This is a genomic window from Nitratiruptor sp. YY09-18, from assembly GCF_016593235.1.
Taxonomy (GTDB): domain Bacteria; phylum Campylobacterota; class Campylobacteria; order Campylobacterales; family Nitratiruptoraceae; genus Nitratiruptor.
The window spans coordinates 39,559-64,683 of sequence record NZ_AP023065.1 but is presented as its reverse complement, the minus strand read 5'-3'; the positions used below and the strand labels follow the sequence as shown (position 1 = coordinate 64,683).

Below are 25,125 nucleotides of genomic sequence, written 5' to 3'. Positions count from 1 at the left end.
ATATAATAACACAAAAGGAGGGCTATGATTGCACTTATTCAAAGAGTCACAGAGTCTTGGGTAAAAGTAGAAAATAAGGAAATTGCTCATATCCAAAAAGGACTCAACATTTTATTAGGAGTTATGGCCAATGATACAGATGAAGATATAGAAAAACTTGTCAAAAAAATCCTCAATTTGCGAATTTTTCCCAATGAAAAAGGACGCTTTGACAAAAATATTTTACAAGTTGGTGGAGAGATTTTAGTAGTGAGCCAATTTACTCTCGCTGGCAATATCAGACGTGGTAACCGTCCCGATTTTAGCAATGCAATGGAGCCAGTAAGAGCCAAAGAGCTCTATGCTCTCTTTTGCGAAGAGCTTGCACGCCATGTGCCTGTGCAAAAGGGAGCGTTTGGCGCAATGATGGAGGTAGGTATTATCAATGATGGACCTGTGACGATCATTGCCGATTCGAAGAAGCTATGAAGTATCTCATTCTCTTCATAACACTTTTACTTCAAGGAGCAACTATTCAACTCTCAGACCAAACACACTACAAACCACAAAAGCTCCAATCCTATTCTCTTCCAACTACCACTCCACTCTACGCTACTGCAAGAGTTTGGGATAAAGATCTTAGTTTTGCAAAAAAGTTTGCAATTGTGGAGCTAGGAGGAATAGAAGATATTCAAAGAATCGATCTTTTTGGCTTTAACAAGGTTGTAGCTTATGAATGGAGTGCCGGATTTTACAAAGATGAAAATAACTATTTCATAGATTGGGTCAAAAAGCATCCCCAAACACTCCTGAATGAAAAACCAAACAAAGAGGGAGTCTACTTTTATGATATGTGTAATGAAGAACTTGCGCATAAACGCATCTCCTATCTTCTTGAGCAAAAGAAGAGGCTCCATATTGCCGGATACTTTTTTGACTGGGCAAATGAGGAGTTTTTGTACGAAAAAGAATTGGCAGCATTAAAAGAGAGCTTCCATTCAAAGCATCCATATACCTCCTATGCAAAGTGCCTCGAAAAATTTTTCAAAATTCTCAAAGATGCTGGAGCTCTTGTTATTTCAAACCAGGCATATCGCAACGAAGAGCTTTTAGAAGCAGTTCATTATGATATGTGTGAAAGCTATATGACACAAGTAAAAAAGAGCACAGCGATGGCAAATATCGAAGGTGCAATCACCTTCATCCCCACTACCAATTTTGTTCCCCTTGATGAGGTGTTTGCATATTTTAAAAAGTTTGCTGCACTCAAAGCAAAGTATCCCTTCCAAGAGATGATCTATATGAACTATGCAGCTCCAATTTTGGAGCCGCATGGAGACATCCTCAAGACAAAAAAGCCTCGTGATATCATCTACTACAACTATGTGCTTGCTAAACTAGGAGGCTTTTATAGCTATACTGAAGTCCCGTTTGATCATACTCTTGAATACGATCATATCTACTGTGTGGATCTTGGAAATCCACAAGGTGCGATACAGCACAAAGATGGGGTCTACTGGCGATTTTTTTATAATGGCTTTGTCATTGTAGCTCCTCACATTACAAGAGCTCTCTACCTGCGTATAAAGACTCCTGGACTTATCGATATTAAAGATGGTCAATACTTATCAGAGCAAGATGGATGGACAACATTTGTACTCGAGCCAATATATTATAATTTTGAGAATCGCTATCTTCCACAGGCAAAGGTATTTTTGTATGCAGATAAAGTACTTCATAAGTGATCGCTTTGGTGGGGTAAGTAAGCCTCCCTACAATGAGCTCAATATAGCTTTCCATACAGGCGACAAGCCAGAAGATGTAATGCAAAACCGTCAAATTCTATTTCAAAAAGCAGGTATTAACAATGCCCAATTTGCCAATCAGGTGCATGGCAATAGTGTGATAGTTCTTGATGAGTATATCGATCCGCCTGAATGTGATGGCTTTATCACCACAAAGCCAAACATCGCCTTGGCTATTATGAGTGCTGATTGCTTTGGCGTGCTTCTGTATGATCCAAAGAGCTATATTATTGGAGCAGTCCACGCAGGACGTGCAGGAGCGCAGCTAGAGATTGTAAGCAATGCGATTGAGAGCATGCAGCATCTTGGAGCAAAAGAGATAAGAGCAGTAATAAGCCCAGGGATCCATAGCTGCTGCTACGAAGTAGGGGAGGAGATACTCCAAAAAACCCCTGCACGTTTTATTAAAAGAGGCAGATTCCTCGATATTAAAGCTATGATTTATGAGCAACTCCACCAAAAAGGTGTATCATATATTCACGATCAGCAAATCTGCACCTGTTGCGATACGCGCTACTACTCTTACCGTAGAGAGGGAAGAACAGGGAGATTTGCTTCAATTATATGGATGGAGGAGTAGATGGAGGAGCTGTTTGTCATTATTCCAAAACTACCTGGGGTGAGGGTATACCAATTTAGCGATTCGCTTGAAAGCTCAAAGAGTCTATGTGAATTTTGCCAGGAGCAGGGGCATTACCTTGAGATTGTGGCACTGCGTGATGATCTATATGAGAAGATCAAAGATCTACCAGCAAAGGTACGGCGTCTCGATGAAGATAAAGAGCGTTACAATCTTCGCTCCATGCAGTTTGATACAGTTTTTGTCAACTATGATATTACCAAATTACATGATCCTGAACAGTTTTTACGCAAAATCTATCGCATGATGAAAAATGCAGGAGATCTCCTCCTTTTTCTTGATGAAGCAGATATGGAAAGATATGCAAAACTTTTAGAAGATATAAACTATGTAGCTATCAATCCTATACATAATCGCAATAGCGTGGTACTTAGTGCAAAAAAGATGCATGGATGGCAAAAGGTGTAACATGGATATTTATAAAGAGTTTATTGAAAATAGCATCAATCCCTTCATACTCTTTAGCCCAGAGGGTAATATCCTCGAATATAATAAAGAGGGAGAGTACCTCCTCTCCATAGCTGCAAAGGAGGAGCTGTTTGAGCTTGCTATCAATCATGCATCTATGCATGCAGGTTTCAAGCATACTTTTTTGGAGCTGCAGATTGGACACTCGAAGTTTTGTGCAATTTTGGTTGGCTACATCGACAGTGAAACCCTAGGCCTCATGCTCTACAAGAATATGTGCAGCACTAAAATCCAAAAAAACAGCAAAGAGCTGCAATCTGCAAACATTTTTACTCTCATTGATATAGCAATCAATACAAATCTTGAGCAGACAAAAGTTGCGGCAGAATATGATGTCTCTATCCCTGAGTTCAAACTCGATATCAACCATTTTCTCAAAACTCTCAATAAAATCTTCAAAGCATTAAAAAATACAAAAGAGCTCACTGTCAAAGTGCATATCGCTACAGGGAGGAGTATCAAAATAAATCAGAAACGCTACAGAGTAGTGGAGATTTTAATAGAGAGTGAAGAGGTAAAGAATCTACGCAATCTAGAAGATGAGCAGCTTATTATCACTTTTGAGAATAACCTATTGCGCATAGAGCTGCCATTTATAACTTAGAGGAATATTTTTGCAACTTTTTTGTTAAAGTCGCACGATTGAGTCCTAGTGCTTTTGACATCGCCAGTGCACTCTTAAATCGCTTTTTTGCTGCTCGCAGGAGTGGCACCTCAAAAATATAGAGAAGCTCCTTGTAGCCTTCATCTACTCTCGTTTGCAGATAATCCTCTAAAAGCTCCATCACTTTTTTCTCATCAAAAGATGCAAGAAGTGCTTTTTCATAAATAGATTTTTTCAAAGAGATTGCATTGCTTTGTAGATCTGGAATGAAATCTTCGGGAAATTTTTCTAATTTAAACTCCTCTTTGACCTTTTGCATATAGGTTTTTTTGAGCTCTTCAAGGTCTTCTGGACGCTCTTTGAGAGGTGGAAGTGTTACTTGAACTGGGAAAAACTCATCAATTGCATCATTGTGGAGAGTTGATGCTACAACAAGGCGTTTTCCTCGCATTTTTTGCATAAAAAGATGCATATTTTCAACATTCTCAAAATCACGGATGAAAAGCTCTTTAGCCTCTATATTCTCAGGGAGGGAGGCTATGCTGTAGTGAGTAATTTTAGGGAAGATCTCATTTACCAATGCCTCTTTACCCGTTCCTCGCTCACCAATAATAGCAATATTGACAGGTAGATTTGCTGCTGCTCTTAAAACATTGAGCGCTTTGATGCTTTGGGGCGATTTGGCTATAAAATATTGCATAGAACCTCCATATAATTGTATAAAAATTATACAATATTTTTCCTTCTTTATAGCTACAATTTTCTTGATCAATTCTAAAAGGAGTCTCTATGAATAGATGGAAAATGTCTCTTCTTGCTCTATTGCCAACGCTGGTGATGGCAGAAGACAAACTCGATAGTGGGAATACGGCATGGATGATCGTTGCAACCGCTTTTGTTATGCTCATGACACCAGCGGGTCTCGCGCTCTTCTATGGTGGTATGACACGTGCAAAGAATGTGCTCAATACCTATATGATGGTCTTTATTGCATATGTTATTGGCTCAATTGTGTGGGTTTTGTGGGGCTATTCGCTCGCATTTAACGGTGATGGTGCAATTATAGGAGATCTTGGCAAAATCTTCTTAAAAGGTGTAACAGCCGAGAGTCTTAGTGGTACATATCCCGAATTTGTCTTCATAGCCTTCCAGGGAACATTTGCTGCAATTACAGTGGCAATTGCAAGTGGCTCGGCAATTGAGAGAATGAAGTTTTCTACATGGGTGATTTTTAGCATCCTTTGGGTAACTTTTGTCTATGTACCAATTACACACATGGTATGGGGTGGTGGATTTTTGTACAATGATGGAACACTCGATTTTGCAGGTGGTACTGTTGTACATATGAATGGTGGTCTTGCTGGCCTTGTGCTTGCACTCATGCTTGGTAAAAGAAAAGGGTATCCAAAAGAAGCAATGCACCCTTCATCAATCATTCTCACAGCTCTTGGTGCAGCACTTCTTTGGTTTGGATGGTTCGGGTTCAATGCAGGGAGTGAATTTGCGGCTGATGGAGTAGCAGGGAGCGCACTTCTTATGACAAACTTTGCAGCTGCAATAGGAGCTTTGACATGGTTAATAATAGAGTGGTTTGTGTATAAAAAACCTACACTCCTTGGAGCAGCAACCGGTGCAGTGGCCGGACTTGTTGCGATAACTCCAGCAGCTGGATTTGTGGATGTAATGGGGGCTTTAGTTATAGGAATTGGTGGTAGCGTCGTTGGATTTTGGGGTGTAGCATGGCTCAAAAAAGTATTCAAATATGATGATAGTCTTGATGCTTTTGGCGTGCACTTCCTCTCTGGTCTTTGGGGTGCGCTGGCTACAGGTCTTTTTGCACTCCAAAACCTTGCTTGGGACGGGAGTCCACTTAAAGATCATGGCGATAGAATGGGGCAGATGCTCGTGCAGCTTGAGTCTGTAGCTGTGACAATGCTTTTTACAGGTATTGTGACAGTAGTTGTCTATTTTGTCTCATCACTCCTTACTGGTGGAGCAAGAGTAGATGAAGAGACTGAAATCATGGGTCTTGATGAAGCTATACATGGTGAGAGAGGCTTCAACCTCAAATGAGGTTGGACCTTGCCAAAAATAAAGGGGGTAGAATATGAAAAAAATTGAAGCAGTGATCAAACCGTTCAAACTCGAAGATGTCAAAGAGGCTCTGAGTGAAATAGGAATCACCGGTATGACAGTCACTGAAGTGAAAGGTTATGGACGCCAGCAAGGACATAGTGAGCTCTATCGTGGGGCAGAGTATGTGGTGGATTTTTTGCCAAAAGTAAAGATCGAGATAGTTGTCAAAGATGAAGATGTAGCTCTTGTTACGCAAAAAATAGTCGAATCGGCCAGAACCGGTAAAATCGGTGATGGAAAAATATTTATAAGTAGTATCGAGAAAGCGGTGCGTATTAGGACAGCAGAAGAGGATGAAGAGGCGCTCTAAGAGCTCTCTTTGCCTCTAATCTTTGCTATCCACTCATCCAGTCTCTTCTCATACCCTATACCTTTGCTCTCATACAACTTCATTTTTTTAGTCATATACTCTTGCTCTACATATCCTCCAAAATCGTGAGGATACTTATAGCCTTTAAAATGTGGAGGCTTGAGATGAGCAGGCACTGGGAGGATCTCTCCAGCTTCAACTGCTGCGATAGCTTTGTTTATTGCAAGGTAGGAGCTATTTGATTTGGGGGAACTTGCAAGATAGACTGCGCATTGCGCAAGGATAATTCTAGCCTCTGGATAGCCGATATTTTTGACTGCCTCTATAGTAGCTGTTGCAAGGAGTAATGCTTGAGGATTGGCATTACCAATATCTTCACTTGCAAAGATTACCATACGTCTTGCTAAAAACTCTGGTGGCTCACCCGCTACAATAAGTCTAGCAAGATAGTAAAGAGTCGCATCTACATCACTTCCCCGCATACTTTTTATCAACGCACTTGCCAAATCGTAGTGCGTATCAGCACTTCTAACCCCATCGTGATAGCTACTTGGCGCCAACTCTTTGACAAGATTTAAAGTGATATTTTTTGAAACAACGGAAAGTGTTTGCAAAAATTTTATAATATTGCGAGCATCACCTTGACTTATGCGTACAAGATACTCTAAAGCTTCCTCTTCAATCTTAAGCTCAAGCTTGTCTAATACTCTCCTAGCTATAGTTCTTATCTCTTCATCATTTAAAGGTTTAAAAGCAAAAAGAAGCGAGCGTGAACGCACAGCAGCTGTAAGGGAAAAGAAAGGGTTTTCTGTGCTTGCTCCTAAAATAAGTGCTTCGTTATTTTCCATAATAGGCAGTAGTACTTCTTGCTGAGTTTTAGAGAGTCTATGTACTTCATCGATAAAAATAAGGGGCCGAAAGAGGGTAGAGGCGTGCTGCTTTATAATTTTTCGCATATCATCGATTTTAAGACTTGTAGCATTGAGCTCATAAAACTCTTTTTCTAATATTTTCGCAACTATACGAGCCAGCGTTGTTTTCCCTGTTCCGGGTGGTCCATAGAAAAAGGAGTTGGGGAGAGAGGAATTTTCAAGAAGCTTACGAAAAAGGGCACCGGGAGCTACAAGGTGCGACTGTCCTACAAACTCCTCAATATTTTGTGGACGAAAATCAACCATTGATCACTTTAATGTAGTATTCACGCTCTTCTCTTGGACCGTCATATTCACAAAAATATATCCCTTGCCACTTGCCTAGCATGAGTTTTGCATCAACTACAGGAATAGTTACACTATTTCCAGTAAGGGCAGATTTTAGGTGTGCATCTGCATTTTCACCATGAGCATAGCGATCGCTCTTTGGTACCAAACGACTCATATGACCTAAAAAATCACGCTGCAAACTCGGATCGACATTTTCAAAGAGTAAAATCCCTGTAGTCGTATGTGGCGAATAGACTACACATGTACCATTGCTCACACCACTTTTGATCACCTCTTCTTGGACAATCTCAGTAATTTCAATCATTTCACTTTTGTGGTGTGTTTTGATCTTTATTTTTATCATTGACTTCCTTTAAATATTCATGGAGTTTTTTATACTCATCTTTAGTAAGATATCTTGTCTTACCTGTTGGCAAGGCATTGAGTTTAATCCAACCATACTCAACTCTTTTTAAGTCTACCACATCTTTGCCATAATGAGCAAAAAATCTGCGTATTTCTCTATTTTTTCCTTCAGTCAATGCTACTTTAAGCTTAGAATAGGTAGGTGAGTTTTTATCTATACGATAAGCAAAAAAGGGAGCAAACCTCATATTTTTGATTTCACTCTTTTCATGTCCTCCCGCACTCGCATCTTCAAGTTCAAGCCCCTCGCGCATAGCTTGCTCCATCTGTGGAGTTACGCTTCCACGGATTTTTACATTATATACACGAGGAATATCACCCTCCATGAGAGCCTGGGCTACTTTAGGAGAGTCTGTGAGGAGCAACAACCCCTCGCTAGCAAAATCGAGTCTTCCTACAGGTATAAAGTGGCGAAATTTTCCTGGCAACGAGTCATATATGGTTTTTCGGCCCCTATCATCTTTTTTAGTAACAAGTTCACCCTTAGGCTTATTGTAAACTATCACAGTATACCCAGCTTTAGGTTTAATAAGCTTGCCCTTTACAAAGACCTTATCACCCTCTTTTACGTCATAAAAGGGCTCTTTGACAATTTGCCTGTTTACCTTGACATGTCCATCCTGGATAAGTTTGTCAGCTTCTCTACGCGAATAAGTAGTATTATGCGATATATATTTATTGAGTCTCATTTAATCCCTGCTTCTACAAGATCGTGAATATGGAGCACTCCCCAAACCTTGCCGTTTTTTGTGATGACGAGCATCTGTATTTTGTGCTCTTCGATTTTTTTGAGTGCTTCGCTTGCAAGCATATTTTCATCTTCTATAGTCTTAGGATTTTTACTTGCAAAATCTATCGCTTTTGCACCAAGATCAAAATGCTCACTCATGAGCGCTCGGCGCAAATCCCCATCACTAAGCACTCCTTTGAGCATACCGTCTCTATCGGTTATGAGCACATTCCCTAATTTTCCTTCACTCATAGTCACTATTGCATCTTTGAGGGTTGTATCATTATCGATAATTGGCAAATCTTTGGTACGGGCTAGGTCTTTGACTTTGATAAAGAGACGTTTGCCAAGACTTCCACCTGGATGAAAAGATGCAAAGTCACTTACTTGAAAGTTTCTCTTTTTCATCAAACATACTGCCAAAGCATCCCCCAAAGCCATAGTAAGGGTAGTAGAGGCTGTTGGAGCTGCTTGCAAGGGACAAGCCTCGCGCTCAACCGCTATCGATATAAACACATCGCTATAACGACCCAAGGTTGAGTTTGGATTACTGCTCATGCCAATGAGTGGAATATCAAAACGTTTGATATGGGGCAAAATTTTTACAAGCTCTTCGCTCTCGCCACTATAACTAATTGCTAGAACCCCATCATCCTTGCCAATCATACCAAGATCGCCATGAAGTGCTTCTGTTGGATGGATGAAGAAGCTAGGAGTCCCGGTAGAGGCAAACGTTGCAGCCATTTTAGAGCCTACAAGTCCGCTTTTGCCAACACCAGTGACGACAAGTTTACCTTTGAGATTATAGATAACATCTACTGCCTTGTTGATATTCTCACCGATACGATTCTTTGCTTGCTTCAAAGCATCTGCCTCAATATCCAGAACGTCCTTCGCAATTTGAGTAAAGTCCATCATCTATCCTACATGATAAAAATAGTGGGAACAATTGTTGGATACTTCTTATATTTTCTAAAAATATGTTTACGTACTACTTGCCGAAAATCATTTTCAAGTTTTTTAGGAGCCTCTACAAGCTCTGGTTTGTTTACCAAAAGCTGCTCAAGGAGTCCGCTAATCTCTTCTTCAAAAGCTTTGTCGTGCTTGTCAGCTACAAGACCGAAGCTACTCACTTTTGGCTTGGTAATAAACTTTTTCGTATCTTTAGAGATCTGCGCTACTATAATAACAATTCCCTCAGTAGCCATCTTTTGTCTATCGATTACCACGTCACTCTCTATTTCGGCTCCGAGCTGATTATCGATATACGATTTTCCGGTACGTACTGTACGCACCTTCTTCATATATTTTGGAGTAACTTCTATCTGATCACCATCACTCATGAGATAGATATTACGCTCAGGAATACCACACTTAACCGCTGTCTCTTTATGCTTCATGAGGTGATTATACTCACCATGCACAGGGAGGAAGAATTTTGGTTTTGTGAGGCGCAGCATGAGCTTTTGCTCCTCTTGGGCCGCATGGCCTGAAACGTGAATCTCGCTGAAATCTTGGTATGCAACAGTCGCACCACACTTTTGAATAAAGTTGATGAGGCTTGAGACACTTCTCTCATTCCCAGGAATCGCTTTTGCTGAGAGTATAATGGTGTCAGTTGGTTTGATTTTGACATGGCGATGCTCATTTGTTGCCATGCGATAGAGCGCACTCATCGCTTCTCCCTGGCTCCCAGTAGTCACTATAAGAATCTCATCATCTTTATATTTGCCTAATTCATGGGGTTCTATGAAAATATTTTGTGGCAATTTCACATATCCTAACTCCATAGCAATATCGAGGTTTTTCTCCATTGAACGTCCAATTATGCAGACTTTACGGTTATATTTGATACCATGCTCAATTGCTTGGTAAACTCTGTGAATATTTGATGAGAAGGTGCTCATAAGTACGCGACCTTTTGCTCGTGAAAAGAGCAGGTCAAATGTTGGACCCACACTCGCTTCAGATTTTGTAATCCCAGGGTTGTGGGAATTGGTAGAATCTGATAGAAGCAACAATACTCCCTTTTCACCATAGTATGCAAGCCTATGCAAATCTGCTGGATAGCCATCGATTGGTGTATGATCGATTTTGAAATCACCTGTATGAATAATAGTACCAGCTTCTGTAGTTATTGCTAGTGAAGATGCATCAATAATAGAGTGGGTGATATGCATCCACTCTACTTCAAAATCACCAATTTTAATCGGTTTTCTCTTTTCTACATAACGAAAATAACTCTTATATTGCCGCAATCCATGCTCATCAAATTTGTTTCCTATCATTCCAAGTGGCAGAGGCGTACCATAGACAGGAAACTGCATCTCTTTGAATAGATATGGCACAGCTCCAATATGGTCTTCGTGAGCATGCGTGATAACAATACCTTTGATTTTATCTTTAATCTCACGCAAATAGCTAAAATCTGGTATGAGAATATCGACTCCATGCATGTCTTCAGTAGGAAAACTCATCCCTACATCCACTACTATAGCACTCTTTTCAGTTTCAAAGACTGTGATATTGCCACCAATCTCTCCAAGACCTCCAAGAGGCGTGATACGCACTTTTCCGTTGCTTTTAGTGTTAACACGTGAAGTAAGGCGGCTTTGGTGCATACGCTCATTTGCTGCAAGGGCTTTTTTGATATCGCGATAGACTCCACCACCTTGATTTTGTCCACGCCTTTGCTGATTGTTTCTTTGTTGATTTCTACTGTTTTGTGGAATTTGTTGGTTTTGTTGCTGGGGCTGCTGTGGTTGTTGTGTTTGCTGCGATTTCTCCATCTATCTTCTCCTTTAATCTCTTATATAACTGGTGATAGATAGATGTGCTAGCTTCATGAGGCCGAATATTAGAAGCAAGCCCTAGCTGAGAAAAGATTGTTGCAAGTTTCTCTTTTGGATAGTGTTGCGAAAGATTTTTCATCAATATTTTACGTGGCTGCTTAAATGCGATCTTTAAAAACTCCATAAAATCTTTATCATCTAGATTTGTATGCTTTTGTATAGCCAAAACAGCCGAATCGACTTTAGGTGGTGGTGAAAAAGATGATGGCTTGACAATTATTGCTCTCTTTACTTCACCAACACTTTGCGCCAAAACTGCTAGAGATGAAAACTCTTTCGCGCCTGGCTTGGCACTAAACTTATCCGCTACCTCTTTTTGCAACATTACCAATATATTTTTACACCGCTCATCACTCAATGCTTTGAGCACTATATTGGTTGCTACATAGTAGGGTAGATTTGCCACCAAGTCGTAATCTTGCTCAACTAAATGCTGCTTCCAGTGATCTATGACGTCCCCACATATGAGCTTCAAGCGCCCTGATGAGATCTCTTGTGCAAATTTTTGTTGCAAATGACGACATAGATCCTTATCGATCTCAAAAGCTATCACATCTTTATGCTCTAATAGCTTCTGTGTCAAATCACCTAATCCAGGCCCAATCTCTACAACTATATTGTCTGTCTTGGGCATCGATTGGATGATCTTCTCTAAAACTACCCTATCTTTGAGAAAGTTTTGCCCAAATCTCTTCTTTGCAACAACTTCCACGAGTAACCTTAATCATAACCTATAGTTGGTTAAATTTCTCTAAAATATAGCCGTTTTCTATGAATATGTCAAGCCTGTTTCACGTGAAACATATATGTAAGAAATTCTTAGTATAATATATGCAAAAAACTGAGGGTACTATGCAAGAGTATTTCGCAAAACGCATTATCCCCTGTCTCGATGTAAATAAGGGTCGTGTAGTCAAAGGGGTCAATTTCATAGGATTACGCGACGCAGGCGATCCTGTAGAGATAGCCAAACGTTACAATGATGAAGGTGCTGACGAAATTACATTTCTCGATATCACAGCAACCTATGAAGAGCGCGATACTATTGTTCACATCGTTGAAGAGGTAGCAAAAGAGGTTTTTATACCACTCACAGTTGGTGGCGGGATCAGGGAACTCAACGACATATACAAACTCCTTGATGTAGGATGTGATAAAGTGAGCATCAACTCTGCAGCAGTAAAAAACCCAGATTTCATTGATGCCGGGGCCAAAAGATTTGGAAGTCAATGCATCGTCGTCGCTATAGATGCAAAAAGAGTGGGTGGTAGCTGGCACGTTTTTACAGCTGGGGGCAGATATGATAGCGGTAAAGATGCTATAGCATGGGCAAAAGAGGTCTATAATAGAGGTGCTGGAGAGATTTTGCTCACAAGCATGGATGCAGATGGCACAAAAGCTGGATATGATATCGAGCTTACTCGTGCAGTAAGCGATGCTGTTGGTATACCTGTAATAGCAAGCGGTGGAGCTGGAACAATGGAGCATATCAAAGAGGCTTTTACCGAAGGTAATGCAGATGCTGCACTAGCAGCAAGTATCTTCCACTTCAAAGAGATTGATATCATGGAGCTTAAACACTATCTCCACGAAGAAGGGATACCGGTAAGATTATGATAGTTTGTGCAGGAAAAAATGAAACACTCCCTTTTGCGCATCCGATTGGGGTGGGACTCATTGAGAGTGCAATGAATCTAACACAACTTGCACTCTTTGACAAACCAGAGTTTTTGCTCTTTGTAGGTAGTGCTGGGAGTTATGGAGAGCATAAGATTTTCGATATTGTACAAAGCAGAGGTGCTACACAGCTAGAGCTCTCTTTTTTTGAAGGCAACTCCTATACACCTCTTGATAACGCTCTTGTGAGCGAAGGATTGGAAATTAATCATGATGGCATGATCAATTCATCAAACTATATCACCGCATCCAAAAAGTTTTGGCCAGCATTTGTCAAAAACGGGATAGTAGCTGAAAATATGGAGTTTTTCTCTATTTTGCAAGTTGCAAAAGAACACAATATTCCGTGCGGTGGGATATTTGTTATCACAAATTATTGCGACGAGAATGCACACACAACATATATGCAAAACTATAAAAAAGGTTTAGAATTACTGTATGAATTTATCAAGGAGCGCTACAATCTATGAAAAATATACTCGATTTAACACGCCAAGAGCTTGAAGAGGAGATTGCACCAAAGTTTCGCGCCAAGCAGATATATCAATGGGTTTATCAAAAAGGAGCTAGGAGCTTTGATGTTATGAGCAATCTCCCAAAAGCAATGCGAGAGGATCTAGCGCAAAAATATTCTATCGCTACTCCTCAAATACTCAATGTCGAAGTCAGCAAAGATGGCAGCAAAAAGTATCTTTTGGGATTGGAGGATGGACATACTATTGAATCAGTACTTCTTCCTATGAAAAAGGAGCAAAGAGATGAAAAGGGAAATATTATAAAAGAGGCAAGATATACTGTTTGTGTCTCCAGTCAGGTAGGATGCAAAGTGGGATGTGCATTTTGTCTTACTGCCAAAGGTGGCTTTGTACGCAATCTCACACCGGGTGAGATAGTAGGGCAGGTCCTTGCAATCAAAGAAGATAACAAAATCCCTGCAAATCGTCGTGTTAATATAGTCTATATGGGTATGGGTGAACCATTGGATAATCTTGACAATGTTGCTAAAGCTATAAAAATATTTAGTGATGAGAATGGTCTTTCAATTTCCCCTCGTCGTCAGACTATTTCTACAAGTGGTCTTGCACCAAAAATCAAAAAGCTTGGTGAGATGAATCTTGGAGTACTTTTGGCAATTAGTCTTCATGCTGTCGATGATGCATTACGTCAAAAACTGATGCCAATCAATAAAGCTTATAACATAGAAAGCATAATAAATGCTGTCAAAGAGTTTCCAATAGACCAGCGAAAACGTGTCATGTTTGAATATCTTGTCATAAAAGATGTCAATGATGATTTAAAATCTGCTAAAAAACTTGTAAAACTGCTCCATGGTATCAAAGCAAAAGTAAATCTCATTTACTTCAATCCCTATCCCGGAAGTCCGTTCCAAAGACCAAGTGAAGAGGACGTGAAAAGATTCCAAAAGTATCTCCTTGACCATGGAATACTCTGTACAGTACGTGAATCAAAAGGATTAGATATCAGTGCAGCATGCGGACAATTGAAGGAGAAAAGTAATGCCTGTTCCATTTAAAAATTATGAGCTTATTATGGCTATGGTGCTTATCATTGCTGTAATATTTATGATTGTTGCATTTGTAAAAATAACGATAGAACATGAGGAGCACAAAGATGACAATGCTTGATAATGCAATGCTGCTCATTATAGGAGGCACAGTTCTTATAGGACTAATAGGGTTTATTCTTGTCACATTTAAAGCAAAAAAATGAATTTATTTTTGGTTTGCTATAGCAAAACACTCTTGCACAAAGTTTTGCTTTGAAAATATTTTATAGACACTCTCTTTCCATGTAAACTCCAATGTATGTGCATGGAGCATTAGCCGTGGTGCTCCTGTTGCTTCAATACGTTCTTGAACGCCCATCTTTCCATCAAGATAGCGAATAGCTGTATCTGTGTCTACCCCATATATCGGATCACCCACTATTGGATGTTTCACGTGAAACAAATGAATACGAATTTGATGCTGCCTACCTGTAAGAGGCTCAGCCTCCACAAGAGTATAATCTCCAAAAGTATAGAGAGGCCGTATTATGGTCTGTGCAGGCTTTCCTGTAGTATCAATAACTACCTTCAATTTAATACGTGAATAGTCACGATTAAGCTTAATTGGTTCGTCTATAAAAAGTTCTTGTGCGACTCTTCCTTTGACAAGTGTAAGATATCTCTTTTTTATCTCTTTTGCCTCAAACATCTGCTTTAGCCTCTTTTCGGCTTCTTTGTGTTTACTGGCAAGTACTAAACCACTCGTCTCTTTATCGATTCTATGGGTTATATTAGCTTGCAGACCAAAATGGTGTTTTATCTCATCGATGAGCGAATATTGGGTGTTACGATTACGGGGATGTACCATAATGCCAGTGGGTTTATCAAAAATCGCAAAGTCTTTTGTCTCAAAAAGAGGATACAATCCACGTGACTGTGGCTCAAAAACTACTACCTTTATCTCTCCGTAAACAGTTGCACTCTTATCTGTAACAGACACTCCATTTTGGTAAACTCGACCTGTATCTATGAGTTTTTGTGCCTCTTTTTGCGAGATATGGAAGTGACGCATAAGAAGCAAAAAAAGCTTCATAGGAGTATCAGTTTTAACTATCTTTCGAACAAATGGCAAGGAATTTCCTTTGAGCAAATTCAAAGTTTTTTTTGGGTAACATAAGAGTAATTATATATAAATAAAATATTGTTTAAAGGGTAATGAATGGTAGAGAGATATGCGCGTAAAGAGATGGCTGATAAATGGACACAGCAAGCAAAATATCAAGCTTGGCTCGACGTAGAATTGGCTGCAGTAAAAGCCTGGAATAGATTAGGGCTTATTCCAAAAGAGGATATGGAAAAGATTTTAAAAAATGCGAAATTTGATGTGAAAAGAATAGATGAAATTGAAAAAGAGACAAAACATGACGTAATAGCATTTTTGACAAGTGTAGCAGAATCTTTGGGACCAGAATCTCGCTGGATACATTACGGAATGACAAGTTCAGATACAATAGATACAGCGGTAGCTTTGCAGATGCGGGACTCTCTCAAACTCATCATTGAAGATGTAAAAATAGTAATGGAATCTATTAAAAAAAGAGCATTTGAACATAAGATGACTCTTATGGTCGGCCGCAGCCATGGAATCCATGGTGAGCCAATAACATTCGGTCTTGTTTTGGCAATATGGTATGACGAATTTGCAAGACACCTCAAAAATCTTGAAGAGACCCTCGAAGTAATAAGTGTGGGGAAAGTAAGTGGCGCTATGGGAAACTTTGCCCATGCACCGATGGAGCTTGAAGAGTATGTGTGCGAAGAGCTCGGCCTCAAACCAGCTCCAGTATCTAATCAAGTAATTCAACGTGACAGATATGCAAGACTCTTTACAACAATGGCTTTGATAGCATCAACAATAGAAAAAATTGCCGTCAACATTCGCCACTTTCAACGTACTGAAGTGTATGAAGCAGAAGAGTTTTTCAGTAAGGGACAAAAGGGAAGCTCTGCAATGCCCCATAAACGCAACCCGGTTCTCAGCGAAAATCTCACAGGTCTTGCTCGTCAAATCCGCTCAATGGTTATGCCGGCACTCGAAAATGTAGCACTTTGGCATGAACGAGACATCAGCCACTCTTCAGTAGAGCGCTTTATCTTGCCAGATGGATTTATCACCCTTGATTTTGCACTCCACAGGCTCAATAACGTCATCGCAAACCTAGTAGTCTATCCAAAAAATATGATGAAAAACCTCAACCTCACAGGTGGTCTTGTCTTTAGTCAAAGAGTACTTCTTGAGCTTACAAAACGAGGGGTTACAAGAGAAGATGCATATAAAATCGTCCAAAGAAATGCAATGAAAGTGTGGGAGCAGATTCAAGAAGGACATGCCCCTATCAACGAAAAAGGGGAGAGCCTCTTTTTGCAATACCTCTTAGAAGATAAAGAACTCACAGATAAAATTAGGGAAGAGGAGATTAGAAGCTTTTTTGATTACAGCTACTATACAAAAAATGTAGACAGGATATTTGCAAGAGTTTTTGAGAAGGGGAGCGAGGAATGATACGCGTAATTAAACGCAATGGAAGAGTCGAGCCTCTTGACATCACTAAAATTCAAAAATATACAAAAGCTGCTTGCGAAGGACTAGCGGGTGTAAGCCAAAGTGAACTTGAAGTGGATGCAAAAATCCAGTTTCGTGATGGTATTAGTACGGCAGAGATTCAAGAGACACTCATCCGTACAGCTGTTGATAAAATTGATGTAGACAGACCAAACTGGACTTTTGTAGCTGCAAGGCTCTTCTTGTATGATCTCTATCACAAAGTTAGTGGTTTTACAGGATATACACACCTAAGAGAATATTTTGAACGTGGAGAGAAAGAGGGACGTATAATTCCAGGACTCAAAGAAAAATATGACCTTGATGATCTCAATGCCTACATAAAACCTGAGAGAGACTTACAGTTTACATATCTTGGTATCCGCACACTCTATGATCGCTATCTTCTCAAAGATAGGAATGGCAATCCAATTGAGCTGCCACAGCAGCTCTTCATGGCAGTTGCTATGTTCTTGGCACAAAATGAACTCGACTGTCAAACTTGGGCAAAAAAGTTCTATGATGTGATTAGCAAGTTTGAGGTAATGGTAGCGACTCCAACCCTCTCCAATGCCCGCACAACACGCCATCAGCTCTCCAGCTGTTATATAGGTTCCACACCAGATAATATCGAAGGGATTTTTGACAGCTACAAAGAGATGGCACTGCTGAGCAAATTTGGTGGAGGTATTGGATGGGACTGGAGTAGAGTACGTGGAATGGGAAGTTATATTGATGGTCACAAGCATGCAGCGGGAGGAATTATCCCCTTTTTGAAAATCACCAATGACATAGCTATTGCAGTCGATCAACTTGGTACACGCAAAGGAGCGATTGCAGTCTATATCGAACCTTGGCATATAGATATCAAAGATTTCATAGATTTGAAAAAAAACAGTGGTGAAGAGCGTAGACGTGCGCATGACCTTTTCCCAGCTCTTTGGATCAATGACCTTTTTATGAAAAGAGTTGCAGAAGATGGCATCTGGACACTCTTTGATCCTTATGAAACTAGTGATTTAACTGAACTTTGGGGAGAGGAATTTGAAAAGCGCTACAAAGAGTATGAAGAAAGAGATGATATTACAAAAGAACGTGTAAGAGCAAAAGATCTTTGGAAAATGATCCTGCGCAGTTACTTTGAGACAGGAAACCCATTCCTCTGCTTCAAAGATAATGCCAACCAGTGCAATCCAAATGATCATGCAGGAATCATCCGCAGCTCCAACCTCTGTACAGAAATCTTCCAAAATACCGAGCCAAACTACTATAAAGTCAAAGTCAAATATGAAGATGGCTCTATCGATCTTTTTGATGAAGAAGAGGATGTCACAATCGATATAGGCATTACAAAAAAAGCCAAAAAGATTTCAAGCCTTGATAGCATAGGAGGCAAAAAAGTTTTTATTGTTGAAAAAGAAAGAATTGATGGACTCACAGCAGTATGTAACCTTGCAAGTATAAATTTGAGCAAGATCAATACAAAAGAAGATATTGAAAGAGTTGTTCCAATTGCCATTCGTATGCTCGATAATGTAATTGATCTCAACTTTTACCCTCTCGAAAAAGTTAAAAAAACAAATCTTCAATCACGCTCTATTGGTCTAGGAGTTATGGGTGAAGCACAAATGCTTGCCGAACACAAAATAGAGTGGGGAAGTGATGAGCACTTTAGAAAAATAGATGAAATCATGGAGATGATCAGCTACAATGCCATCCGTGCTTCATCCAATCTTGCAGTAGAAAAAGGCACATATCCACTCTTTGAAGGTTCAAAGTGGAGCAAAGGAATTTTGCCTATCGATACTGCAAATAAAGAGGCTAAAAAACTCACTCCAGATCGTGGAGGTCTCTTTGGCTATATTTATGATTGGAATGAGCTGAGAGAAAAGGTCAAACGCGATGGTATGCGCAACGGCTACCTCATGGCAATAGCTCCTACAAGTTCTATATCCATACTTACCGGAACTACACAAACAATTGAACCGGTATATAAACGTAAATGGTTTGAAGAGAATCTTTCTGGACTCATTCCAGTCGTTGTACCGAATCTCAGTCCAGATACCTGGCAATACTATACCCCAGCATATGACCTTGATCAGCGATTGCTTATCAAAGCTGCTGCTGTACGGCAAAAATGGATCGACCAAGGACAGAGTGTTAATATCTTCATTCGCCTTGATAAAGCAAGTGGAAAGTATCTTCATGAAATATATATGCTCGCTTGGCAATTGGGACTTAAATCTACCTATTACCTTAGAAGTCAATCTCCTGAAGTTGCTGAAGATATTGCAGATAGAAGTATGGAGTGTCACGGGTGCCAATAAAAATCATTCAAGGTGACATTACACAATTAGCAGTTGATGCTATTGTCAATGCCGCCAATCCTAGCCTTCTTGGTGGAGGTGGTGTTGACGGAGCAATACACAGGGCTGCTGGACCCAAACTTTTAGAAGAGTGCAAAACCTTAGGTGGAGCAAATCCAGGCCAGGCTAAAATCACACACGGATACGACCTCCCAACAAAATGGGTGATCCATACACCAGGTCCTGTATGGCGAGGAGGTAAACATAATGAAGATGTAATTTTACACAGATGCTATGAAAATTCATTGTGTATAGCTAGAAGCTATGAAATTCATTCTATTGCTTTTCCGTCCATTAGTACAGGTATATATGGTTATCCTATAGAAAAAGCAAGCAAAATTGCACTCTCTACAATCGATTGGTTTTTAAAAAAATGTGCTTATTATTCCATGGAAATTATCTGCGTGCTCCACAACGAACACGACTATCGGGTTTACATCGAAACAGCTAAATCTTTGGGAATCGATTATGAACTGTAAAGAAAAGCTTACTCCCTTTGAATATCATATAATGTTCGATCATGGTACAGAACCACCATTTACAAGTCCTCTCTATACAGAAAAGAGAAACGGTATATATCAGTGCAAATGCTGCAATACACCTCTGTTTTCTTCCGAAGCAAAGTTTGACTCTGGTACAGGCTGGCCAAGTTTTTATGCACCGATTGCAGAAGATGTGATAGAAGAAGAGATAGATACAAGCCATGGTATGGTACGCACAGAAGTTCATTGTGCCAAGTGCAGAGGACACCTTGGTCACGTTTTTCCTGATGGTCCTCCTCCAACAGGTCTACGCTACTGTATCAATGGAGTATGCTTGAAATTTGTCCCACATGCATAAAACAGTTCTCATCACAGGTTGCAGTAGCGGGATAGGACTCGAAACTGCTAAATTATGCAAAAAAGAGGGCTTTCGTGTCTTTGCAACGGCTAGAAAAGAGTCTGATCTATCTTATCTTACCTCATTGGGACTTGAGCCTGTTTTCCTTGAACTAAGCGATATTGATTCAGTAGGTAGTGCAATTGCACAAGTCTTACAAAAGAGCAAAACAATCGATATACTTTTTAATAATGCTGCATATGGACAGCCAGGAGCGCTGGAAGACCTACCATTAAAAGCACTGCAAGAGCAGTTTGCAACCAATCTCTTCGGCTGGCATGCCCTTATACAAAAAATAATTCCCATTATGCGTGCACAAGGTCATGGTCGCATTATCCAGCATAGTTCCATATTGGGACTTGTAGCCCTCAAATACCGTGGTGCATATAATGCTAGCAAATTTGCACTTGAAGGCTATACCGATACTCTGAGACTCGAACTACAAGGAAGCGGCATAGAGGTAATCACACTCAATACCGGACCAGTTATTAGTAGTTTTCGCAAGAATGCTTTGCAAAAGTTTTTAGAATATATTGATTTGCAAAAGAGTCCTTACAAAAAGGCCTATGAAGAGGAGCTAGCTAGAATGGAAGGCACTAGTAACCCTCCATTTACTCTCACCAGCGAAGAGGCAGCAAAGAAAATTTTGGATATTATGCAAACATCTCATCCAAAACCCCGCTACTATATTACAAATGCATCCTATATTTTGGCTATGCTCGAAAGGGTCCTCCCTACAACGATACTCGATACAATCTTGCAAAAAATTTAATATATTAACTTTTCATAACTACATTTAATATTTTTCATATTTTATAGTTATAATTTCACAAATTTTTTGTAAAAGGAGTCATATGAAACAGATAACATTCATGGAAAAGTATCCACTCTTTACACTCGAACTCAATAAAAATGAGACAAAGTATAAGAGTGTTGATGAGATCATCGTATATTTTAAAGAGAAGATTGAAGCCCATCCAGTAGCGACCTACATAGCAACTTTTGATCACTATGCGCATACAAAATCTTTGGCAGATGGACAGATAAATCCTGATATTCAAGCAGCTAAAAATATTGTTTTTTGCTTTGGTAAAGAGCTACCAAAACCTGAAGTAATGGGTGTTCGTCCTCGCAGTATCGGTGTAGCTGATTTGGGAGAGAAGTTTGTAGTAAGTTTTCTTGAAGCACCAAATCCAACTGCACATGCAGCAATGGAGGAGTGGGCAAAAGGTTTGAGGTCTTAAGCCTCAAACACCTCTACACTCGCTGCACCTGCAAACCACTCTTGTGGTGGAAGGTTTTCATGAGACTTTTTAAAAGCCTCGCTTCTTGTGTATCCAAGAAAACTTTCTAAGTCTTTCCATTTCGTCTCTATTACAAAAGTATTATTTGGTAACATATGAGGAACTGTAAGAGGCTTGAGAATACTTATCCCTTCAAATCCTTCCATAGCACTCAACTCATCATGAGATCTCTTTTGTAAATGTTTCAAAAACTGCTCTTGAAACTCCTCTTTGATTGGCAAACGTGTATGGACTACTATCATCTTTTTTCCTTATAAATTTTGCTCAAACTCCGCAAGGGTAGCATAGATTTCCACGTTTTGCAAAAAGTTCTCATCAAAGCAGTTGAACTCCTTGTACTCTTTGCCAAGAAGTATGATACGAATATCAGGTTTTAATCCACCATACTTCAAAGCTGCCACCATAAATATCTCGTTAAGTGTCCCTATACTTCCTTTTTGTGCAACAAAAAGCTCACTCCCCTCTATCAAAAGCTCCAATCTTTCATAAAGTGTTTTTGCAAGGATTTTTTTGGAGAGATAGGGATTTGGTGGGCGGAATTTATCAAATTTTTCGAGTCCAATGCCAATACAAATACCGCCCGCTTCATAAACCCCCTTGCTCACTGCTTCCATCAAACCACCATATCCACCACACTTAACAATATAACCCTTTTGAGCTAGAAATTGACCAAGCTCCATTCCCTCTAGATATTCTAAAGAATCTTTAGCAGCTTTAGATGCCCCAAATGTGGTAGCTACTTTCATACATTTTTCCTTTACTTTATTTTAATGCTATCTTTATATAATAAAATTCATACATAAAGTCATATTGTAAAATATTTCTCAAATGTTTTACAGTATGCCTCAAGGAGCAGAGCATGACATACCATAGAAAAAAGATTTACAATCCCGAATCCCATGAAAGCGTTAACGAGCGAAAAGTCTTTGGCGGTGATCCTACGGGGATTTTTGAGCTTAATAAAATCAAATATCAGTGGGCATATAATCTATGGGAGATGATGCTTGCAAATACATGGTTTCCAAAAGAAGTAGATATGACACAAGATGCAAGAGACTATAAGCTCCTTACTGATGCAGAAAAGCTTGCGTATGATAAAGTGTTAGCTCAACTCATCTTTATGGACAGCCTCCAGACAAACAATCTTATAGACAATGTAAACCCCTACATCACAGCTCCTGAGATCAACCTTATTTTGGTTAGACAAGCTTTTGAAGAAGCGCTTCATTCACAAAGCTATGCGGTAATGGTTGACTCTATCAGTCAAAACACAGATGAAATATATGAGCTATGGCGTGAAGACCTCAAGCTCAAACAAAAAAATGACTATATAGCACAAGTGTATGAAGAGTTGGCAGCAGACCCAACAGATGAGAATATCGTAAAAGCAATGTTTGCAAACCAAATACTGGAGGGTATTTACTTTTACAGCGGTTTTACCTATATGTATACTCTAGCTCGCAGCGGTAAAATGCTTGGAAGTGCACAAATGATACGCTTTATCCAAAGAGATGAGGTAACACACCTGCTTATCTTTCAAAATATGATTAACACTCTCAAAAAAGAGCGACCAGAGCTCTTTACAAAAGAGCTTATCGATGATGTATACAAAATGTTTGAAGGGGCAGTGAACTTGGAGAGTAGCTGGGGTAAATATATCACTCAAGGGCAAATTCTCGGGCTTACTGATGAAATTATTGAACAGTATATTAAATACTTAGCAGATGACCGTCTCCAAAGAGTAGGATTAGAACCGATGTATAACGTAGAGCACCCTATAAAATGGGTAGATGATTTTGCAAAATTTAATGACCAAAAGACAAACTTCTTTGAAGGAAATGTAACAAACTACTCGAAAGGTAGCCTCGATTTCGATGATTTTTAGTGCTGTCCAGTCTCAAACTACACCTGATTTTGCAAAAAATCTCAAAACATTAAAAAAGCTCATCAAAAAAAGCGGCGATATTGTCGTCGCTCCTGAAGTAGTACTCACAGGCTTCGCATATGACCGCTTTGATGAGGCAGCCACATTTAGCCAAAAAGCTCTTGAAGAGCTTCTCCCTCTCTCACAAAATCGTATTATCTGCTATACACAGATCGAAAAGCGGGGGAGTAAGTTTTACAACATTGCAAAAGTACTTTACAAAGAAAAAGTAGTCTATGAACAGCCAAAAGTGAAGCTTTTTAAGTTTGGAGGTGAGACAGAGTACTTTAGTGCAGGCAATCTTGATGAAATCAACCTTTTTGAAATAGAAGGCAAAAAATTTGGCCTGCTCATCTGCTTTGAGTTGCGTTTTATTGAGATTTGGCAGCGTCTCAAAGGAGCCGACATTATTTTTGTTCCAGCTATGTGGGGGAAACTACGTAAACGCCATTTTGAACAGTTTACAGAAGCTCTTGCGCTTATGCATCAATGTTTTGTTATTGCCAGTGATAGCGCAAATGAGGATATGGCAAAAAGTAGTGCAATAATTGATCCCTTTGGAGTTGCCTACAGAGATGATAGAAAACATCTGCTCAATAAAGAGATAGATTTGTCTGCTATCAAAAAAATGCGTCGCTATATGGATATTGGTTTATGAATTTTGCACATACAATAGAAATGCAAAAGTGTGAACGACTCGCCCATAATATAGATGCAACATTTCCACTCCATCCTCAAATAAAGAAGGCTTTTGCAAAGATTCCTCGTGAGCTCTTTGTCCCTCCTGGACTCAAACACCATGCTTACAAGCTCGATGCACTTCCCATAGCTGCAAGCCAGTGGATAAGCTCGCCTTTGACAGTAGCTAAAATGACACACTATTTAGATCCTCTTGGTGTCGATAGTGTTTTAGAAATCGGGTGTGGTAGTGGCTATCAAGCAGCAATTTTAAGCCAGATTGTCAGACGTGTCTTTAGTGTTGAACGTATCGAGAGGCTTGTAATTGAAGCAAAGAGACGCTTTAAAGAACTCAATATCCATAATGTCCATATCCGCTACGCAGACGGCAAGCTTGGATGGAGAGAATTTGCGCCTTATGAGCGCATCCTCTTCTCTGCTGCAATCGACAAAATTCCACTACAGATATTTGACCAACTCAGCGACAACGGGATCATAGTCGCACCAATTATCAAGGGAAACCAGCAGATAATCACCCGTTTTGACAAAAATGGTAAGGCGACTGAGCTTGAGAAATGTTACTTTATCGATTCTAAAAGTGGAGTAGAATAAGAGTTTTTAAATATTTTTAAACTTAAGGACTGCTAATATTGGAAAAACAAAGGAGTACAAATGGCCCAAAGACGTGAAATTGATATGAGCTCTCAAGAATTTCTCGATGAATTAGAGAAGACCAAAAAGTTTACAGACAAGGTATGCAAACAGTTTGGCTGGGTCTATAATCCCAACGAAGAGGTAAATGAAGGTGTGACCATGGGTCTAGCAAGAAACAAGCTTATGTATGGCAAGCGATTTTGTCCATGCTTTATGGTAATCGAAGAGGATGGGAAGTTTAAAAGTGCGGATGACCGCATCTGTCCATGTAAACCGGCTATCGAAAAGGAGATTCCAGAAGAGGGCAAGTGCCACTGTGGAATTTTTTGTACACCAGAATATGCAGCAGCACATAAAAAATAATTTGCATATTTTAGATATT

30 protein-coding genes and 1 pseudogene are annotated in these 25,125 nt (G+C 39.7%); 21 read left to right on the top strand and 10 right to left on the bottom strand.

Annotated features, from left to right (window positions below; translation table 11 throughout):
* Positions 1-24: 24 nt before the first annotated feature.
* The 5 genes from dtd to JG734_RS00360 are packed head-to-tail and all read left to right on the top strand — an operon-like array spanning position 25 to position 3,496.
* Entirely contained in the window at positions 25-468 is a 444-nt protein-coding gene (gene dtd, locus JG734_RS00380; protein WP_201333079.1) for a D-aminoacyl-tRNA deacylase, read from the top strand.
* Positions 465-1,724 (top strand): hypothetical protein, encoded by a 1,260-nt coding sequence (locus JG734_RS00375; protein WP_201333078.1) that lies wholly within the window; start codon positions 465-467, stop codon positions 1,722-1,724. Before dtd ends, JG734_RS00375 begins: the two co-directional genes overlap by 4 nt.
* The gene (gene pgeF / locus JG734_RS00370) at positions 1,699-2,364 is read left to right on the top strand and encodes a peptidoglycan editing factor PgeF (protein ID WP_201333077.1); all 666 of its coding nucleotides are present in this window, start codon (positions 1,699-1,701) and stop codon (positions 2,362-2,364) included. The genes JG734_RS00375 and pgeF overlap by 26 nt, the downstream gene beginning before the upstream one ends.
* A complete protein-coding gene (locus JG734_RS00365) occupies positions 2,365-2,832 on the top strand; it encodes a methyltransferase domain-containing protein (protein ID WP_201333076.1) in 468 nt (155 codons plus the stop codon). It abuts the gene before it with no gap.
* 1 nt (position 2,833) lies between these two features.
* Positions 2,834-3,496 carry a hypothetical protein gene (locus JG734_RS00360; RefSeq protein WP_201333075.1) on the top strand — a complete coding sequence of 221 codons (663 nt, stop codon included), beginning with the start codon at positions 2,834-2,836 and terminating at the stop codon, positions 3,494-3,496.
* Here JG734_RS00360 and JG734_RS00355 read toward each other — a convergent pair.
* The gene (locus tag JG734_RS00355) at positions 3,486-4,196 is read right to left on the bottom strand and encodes a sigma 54-interacting transcriptional regulator (protein WP_201333074.1); all 711 of its coding nucleotides are present in this window, start codon (positions 4,194-4,196) and stop codon (positions 3,486-3,488) included. The genes JG734_RS00360 and JG734_RS00355 overlap by 11 nt on opposite strands.
* 89 nt (positions 4,197-4,285) lie before the next feature.
* Here JG734_RS00355 and JG734_RS00350 point away from each other — a divergent pair, with 89 nt between their 5' ends.
* Both JG734_RS00350 and JG734_RS00345 read left to right on the top strand, forming a co-directional pair.
* Complete coding sequence (locus JG734_RS00350; protein ID WP_201333073.1) at positions 4,286-5,569, top strand: ammonium transporter; 1,284 nt, start codon at positions 4,286-4,288, stop codon at positions 5,567-5,569.
* A gap of 34 nt (positions 5,570-5,603) precedes the next feature.
* On the top strand, positions 5,604-5,942 hold the full coding sequence (locus tag JG734_RS00345) for a P-II family nitrogen regulator (protein WP_201333072.1): 339 nt from the start codon (positions 5,604-5,606) through the stop codon (positions 5,940-5,942).
* On the opposite strand, the gene JG734_RS00340 is transcribed toward JG734_RS00345, so the two are convergent.
* The 6 genes from JG734_RS00340 to rsmA are packed head-to-tail and all read right to left on the bottom strand — an operon-like array spanning position 5,939 to position 11,864.
* The gene (locus tag JG734_RS00340) at positions 5,939-7,120 is read right to left on the bottom strand and encodes a replication-associated recombination protein A (RefSeq protein WP_201333071.1); all 1,182 of its coding nucleotides are present in this window, start codon (positions 7,118-7,120) and stop codon (positions 5,939-5,941) included. The two genes, JG734_RS00345 and JG734_RS00340, sit on opposite strands and share 4 nt — an antisense overlap.
* On the bottom strand, positions 7,113-7,508 hold the full coding sequence (locus JG734_RS00335; protein WP_201333070.1) for a secondary thiamine-phosphate synthase enzyme YjbQ: 396 nt from the start codon (positions 7,506-7,508) through the stop codon (positions 7,113-7,115). Before JG734_RS00335 ends, JG734_RS00340 begins: the two co-directional genes overlap by 8 nt.
* On the bottom strand, positions 7,471-8,259 hold the full coding sequence (locus JG734_RS00330; RefSeq protein WP_201333069.1) for a pseudouridine synthase: 789 nt from the start codon (positions 8,257-8,259) through the stop codon (positions 7,471-7,473). Before JG734_RS00330 ends, JG734_RS00335 begins: the two co-directional genes overlap by 38 nt.
* Positions 8,256-9,215 carry an SIS domain-containing protein gene (locus tag JG734_RS00325; RefSeq protein ID WP_201333068.1) on the bottom strand — a complete coding sequence of 320 codons (960 nt, stop codon included), beginning with the start codon at positions 9,213-9,215 and terminating at the stop codon, positions 8,256-8,258. The genes JG734_RS00330 and JG734_RS00325 overlap by 4 nt, the downstream gene beginning before the upstream one ends.
* Before the next feature lie 8 nt (positions 9,216-9,223).
* A complete protein-coding gene (locus JG734_RS00320) occupies positions 9,224-11,089 on the bottom strand; it encodes a ribonuclease J (RefSeq protein WP_236586953.1) in 1,866 nt (621 codons plus the stop codon).
* Positions 11,016-11,864, bottom strand: a complete 849-nt coding sequence (rsmA, locus tag JG734_RS00315) for a 16S rRNA (adenine(1518)-N(6)/adenine(1519)-N(6))-dimethyltransferase RsmA (RefSeq protein ID WP_201333067.1) — start codon at positions 11,862-11,864, stop codon at positions 11,016-11,018. The genes JG734_RS00320 and rsmA overlap by 74 nt, the downstream gene beginning before the upstream one ends.
* A 140-nt stretch (positions 11,865-12,004) precedes the next feature.
* Here rsmA and hisF point away from each other — a divergent pair, with 140 nt between their 5' ends.
* The 4 genes from hisF to JG734_RS09455 are packed head-to-tail and all read left to right on the top strand — an operon-like array spanning position 12,005 to position 14,475.
* The gene (gene hisF, locus JG734_RS00310; RefSeq protein ID WP_201333889.1) at positions 12,005-12,769 is read left to right on the top strand and encodes an imidazole glycerol phosphate synthase subunit HisF; all 765 of its coding nucleotides are present in this window, start codon (positions 12,005-12,007) and stop codon (positions 12,767-12,769) included.
* Positions 12,766-13,299, top strand: coding sequence for a purine-nucleoside phosphorylase (locus JG734_RS00305; RefSeq protein ID WP_201333066.1), 534 nt, complete (start codon positions 12,766-12,768; stop codon positions 13,297-13,299). Before hisF ends, JG734_RS00305 begins: the two co-directional genes overlap by 4 nt.
* Positions 13,296-14,363, top strand: a complete 1,068-nt coding sequence (gene rlmN, locus JG734_RS00300; protein WP_201333065.1) for a 23S rRNA (adenine(2503)-C(2))-methyltransferase RlmN — start codon at positions 13,296-13,298, stop codon at positions 14,361-14,363. The genes JG734_RS00305 and rlmN overlap by 4 nt, the downstream gene beginning before the upstream one ends.
* A complete protein-coding gene (locus JG734_RS09455; RefSeq protein ID WP_255531387.1) occupies positions 14,347-14,475 on the top strand; it encodes a hypothetical protein in 129 nt (42 codons plus the stop codon). The genes rlmN and JG734_RS09455 overlap by 17 nt, the downstream gene beginning before the upstream one ends.
* A gap of 87 nt (positions 14,476-14,562) precedes the next feature.
* Here JG734_RS09455 and JG734_RS00295 read toward each other — a convergent pair whose 3' ends face one another.
* Positions 14,563-15,468, bottom strand: a complete 906-nt coding sequence (locus JG734_RS00295; protein WP_201333064.1) for an RluA family pseudouridine synthase — start codon at positions 15,466-15,468, stop codon at positions 14,563-14,565.
* An 87-nt stretch (positions 15,469-15,555) separates the two neighbouring features.
* Between JG734_RS00295 and purB the strand changes: the two genes are divergently transcribed.
* The 6 genes from purB to JG734_RS00265 all read left to right on the top strand — a co-directional run bounded on the left by purB (position 15,556) and on the right by JG734_RS00265 (position 21,427).
* A complete protein-coding gene (gene purB, locus JG734_RS00290) occupies positions 15,556-16,899 on the top strand; it encodes an adenylosuccinate lyase (protein WP_201333063.1) in 1,344 nt (447 codons plus the stop codon).
* Complete coding sequence (locus tag JG734_RS00285) at positions 16,896-19,265, top strand: ribonucleoside-diphosphate reductase subunit alpha (RefSeq protein WP_201333062.1); 2,370 nt, start codon at positions 16,896-16,898, stop codon at positions 19,263-19,265. Before purB ends, JG734_RS00285 begins: the two co-directional genes overlap by 4 nt.
* The gene (locus tag JG734_RS00280; protein WP_201333061.1) at positions 19,256-19,783 is read left to right on the top strand and encodes an O-acetyl-ADP-ribose deacetylase; all 528 of its coding nucleotides are present in this window, start codon (positions 19,256-19,258) and stop codon (positions 19,781-19,783) included. The genes JG734_RS00285 and JG734_RS00280 overlap by 10 nt, the downstream gene beginning before the upstream one ends.
* Positions 19,773-20,144, top strand: a complete 372-nt coding sequence (gene msrB, locus JG734_RS00275) for a peptide-methionine (R)-S-oxide reductase MsrB (protein ID WP_201333060.1) — start codon at positions 19,773-19,775, stop codon at positions 20,142-20,144. The genes JG734_RS00280 and msrB overlap by 11 nt, the downstream gene beginning before the upstream one ends.
* Positions 20,137-20,955, top strand: coding sequence for an SDR family NAD(P)-dependent oxidoreductase (locus tag JG734_RS00270; protein ID WP_201333059.1), 819 nt, complete (start codon positions 20,137-20,139; stop codon positions 20,953-20,955). Before msrB ends, JG734_RS00270 begins: the two co-directional genes overlap by 8 nt.
* An 82-nt stretch (positions 20,956-21,037) precedes the next feature.
* Positions 21,038-21,427, top strand: a complete 390-nt coding sequence (locus JG734_RS00265; protein ID WP_201333058.1) for a DUF6858 family protein — start codon at positions 21,038-21,040, stop codon at positions 21,425-21,427.
* Here JG734_RS00265 and JG734_RS00260 read toward each other — a convergent pair.
* A complete protein-coding gene (locus JG734_RS00260) occupies positions 21,424-21,729 on the bottom strand; it encodes an antibiotic biosynthesis monooxygenase (protein ID WP_201333057.1) in 306 nt (101 codons plus the stop codon). The genes JG734_RS00265 and JG734_RS00260 overlap by 4 nt on opposite strands.
* Before the next feature lie 9 nt (positions 21,730-21,738).
* Positions 21,739-22,233, bottom strand: a complete 495-nt coding sequence (locus JG734_RS00255) for an LOG family protein (RefSeq protein ID WP_201333056.1) — start codon at positions 22,231-22,233, stop codon at positions 21,739-21,741.
* Between the two features lie 113 nt (positions 22,234-22,346).
* On the opposite strand from JG734_RS00255, the gene JG734_RS00250 reads away from it, so the two are divergent.
* The 4 genes and pseudogenes from JG734_RS00250 to JG734_RS00235 all read left to right on the top strand — a co-directional run.
* Positions 22,347-23,372, top strand: a complete 1,026-nt coding sequence (locus JG734_RS00250) for a ribonucleotide-diphosphate reductase subunit beta (RefSeq protein ID WP_201333055.1) — start codon at positions 22,347-22,349, stop codon at positions 23,370-23,372.
* The gene (locus JG734_RS00245) at positions 23,362-24,069 is read left to right on the top strand and encodes a carbon-nitrogen hydrolase family protein (protein WP_201333054.1); all 708 of its coding nucleotides are present in this window, start codon (positions 23,362-23,364) and stop codon (positions 24,067-24,069) included. Before JG734_RS00250 ends, JG734_RS00245 begins: the two co-directional genes overlap by 11 nt.
* A complete protein-coding gene (locus tag JG734_RS00240) occupies positions 24,066-24,701 on the top strand; it encodes a protein-L-isoaspartate(D-aspartate) O-methyltransferase (protein WP_201333053.1) in 636 nt (211 codons plus the stop codon). Before JG734_RS00245 ends, JG734_RS00240 begins: the two co-directional genes overlap by 4 nt.
* Positions 24,702-24,761: 60 nt before the next feature.
* Positions 24,762-25,094: pseudogene (locus JG734_RS00235) on the top strand (ferredoxin-thioredoxin reductase catalytic domain-containing protein); the annotation flags it as partial.
* Positions 25,095-25,125 lie beyond the last annotated feature (31 nt).

Bases quoted from the DNA above. Each gene is read 5' to 3' on its own strand.
- dtd (WP_201333079.1), top strand. From the start codon at position 25: ATGATTGCACTTATTCAAAGAGTCACAGAGTCTTGGGTAAAAGTAGAA.
- JG734_RS00375 (WP_201333078.1), top strand. From the start codon at position 465: ATGAAGTATCTCATTCTCTTCATAACACTTTTACTTCAAGGAGCAACT.
- pgeF (WP_201333077.1), top strand. From the start codon at position 1,699: ATGCAGATAAAGTACTTCATAAGTGATCGCTTTGGTGGGGTAAGTAAG.
- JG734_RS00365 (WP_201333076.1), top strand. From the start codon at position 2,365: ATGGAGGAGCTGTTTGTCATTATTCCAAAACTACCTGGGGTGAGGGTA.
- JG734_RS00360 (WP_201333075.1), top strand. From the start codon at position 2,834: ATGGATATTTATAAAGAGTTTATTGAAAATAGCATCAATCCCTTCATA.
- JG734_RS00355 (WP_201333074.1), bottom strand. From the start codon at position 4,196: ATGCAATATTTTATAGCCAAATCGCCCCAAAGCATCAAAGCGCTCAAT.
- JG734_RS00350 (WP_201333073.1), top strand. From the start codon at position 4,286: ATGAATAGATGGAAAATGTCTCTTCTTGCTCTATTGCCAACGCTGGTG.
- JG734_RS00345 (WP_201333072.1), top strand. From the start codon at position 5,604: ATGAAAAAAATTGAAGCAGTGATCAAACCGTTCAAACTCGAAGATGTC.
- JG734_RS00340 (WP_201333071.1), bottom strand. From the start codon at position 7,120: ATGGTTGATTTTCGTCCACAAAATATTGAGGAGTTTGTAGGACAGTCG.
- JG734_RS00335 (WP_201333070.1), bottom strand. From the start codon at position 7,508: ATGATAAAAATAAAGATCAAAACACACCACAAAAGTGAAATGATTGAA.
- JG734_RS00330 (WP_201333069.1), bottom strand. From the start codon at position 8,259: ATGAGACTCAATAAATATATATCGCATAATACTACTTATTCGCGTAGA.
- JG734_RS00325 (WP_201333068.1), bottom strand. From the start codon at position 9,215: ATGGACTTTACTCAAATTGCGAAGGACGTTCTGGATATTGAGGCAGAT.
- JG734_RS00320 (WP_236586953.1), bottom strand. From the start codon at position 11,089: ATGGAGAAATCGCAGCAAACACAACAACCACAGCAGCCCCAGCAACAA.
- hisF (WP_201333889.1), top strand. From the start codon at position 12,005: ATGCAAGAGTATTTCGCAAAACGCATTATCCCCTGTCTCGATGTAAAT.
- JG734_RS00305 (WP_201333066.1), top strand. From the start codon at position 12,766: ATGATAGTTTGTGCAGGAAAAAATGAAACACTCCCTTTTGCGCATCCG.
- rlmN (WP_201333065.1), top strand. From the start codon at position 13,296: ATGAAAAATATACTCGATTTAACACGCCAAGAGCTTGAAGAGGAGATT.
- JG734_RS09455 (WP_255531387.1), top strand. From the start codon at position 14,347: ATGCCTGTTCCATTTAAAAATTATGAGCTTATTATGGCTATGGTGCTT.
- purB (WP_201333063.1), top strand. From the start codon at position 15,556: ATGGTAGAGAGATATGCGCGTAAAGAGATGGCTGATAAATGGACACAG.
- JG734_RS00285 (WP_201333062.1), top strand. From the start codon at position 16,896: ATGATACGCGTAATTAAACGCAATGGAAGAGTCGAGCCTCTTGACATC.
- msrB (WP_201333060.1), top strand. From the start codon at position 19,773: ATGAACTGTAAAGAAAAGCTTACTCCCTTTGAATATCATATAATGTTC.
- JG734_RS00270 (WP_201333059.1), top strand. From the start codon at position 20,137: ATGCATAAAACAGTTCTCATCACAGGTTGCAGTAGCGGGATAGGACTC.
- JG734_RS00265 (WP_201333058.1), top strand. From the start codon at position 21,038: ATGAAACAGATAACATTCATGGAAAAGTATCCACTCTTTACACTCGAA.
- JG734_RS00260 (WP_201333057.1), bottom strand. From the start codon at position 21,729: ATGATAGTAGTCCATACACGTTTGCCAATCAAAGAGGAGTTTCAAGAG.
- JG734_RS00255 (WP_201333056.1), bottom strand. From the start codon at position 22,233: ATGAAAGTAGCTACCACATTTGGGGCATCTAAAGCTGCTAAAGATTCT.
- JG734_RS00250 (WP_201333055.1), top strand. From the start codon at position 22,347: ATGACATACCATAGAAAAAAGATTTACAATCCCGAATCCCATGAAAGC.
- JG734_RS00245 (WP_201333054.1), top strand. From the start codon at position 23,362: ATGATTTTTAGTGCTGTCCAGTCTCAAACTACACCTGATTTTGCAAAA.
- JG734_RS00240 (WP_201333053.1), top strand. From the start codon at position 24,066: ATGAATTTTGCACATACAATAGAAATGCAAAAGTGTGAACGACTCGCC.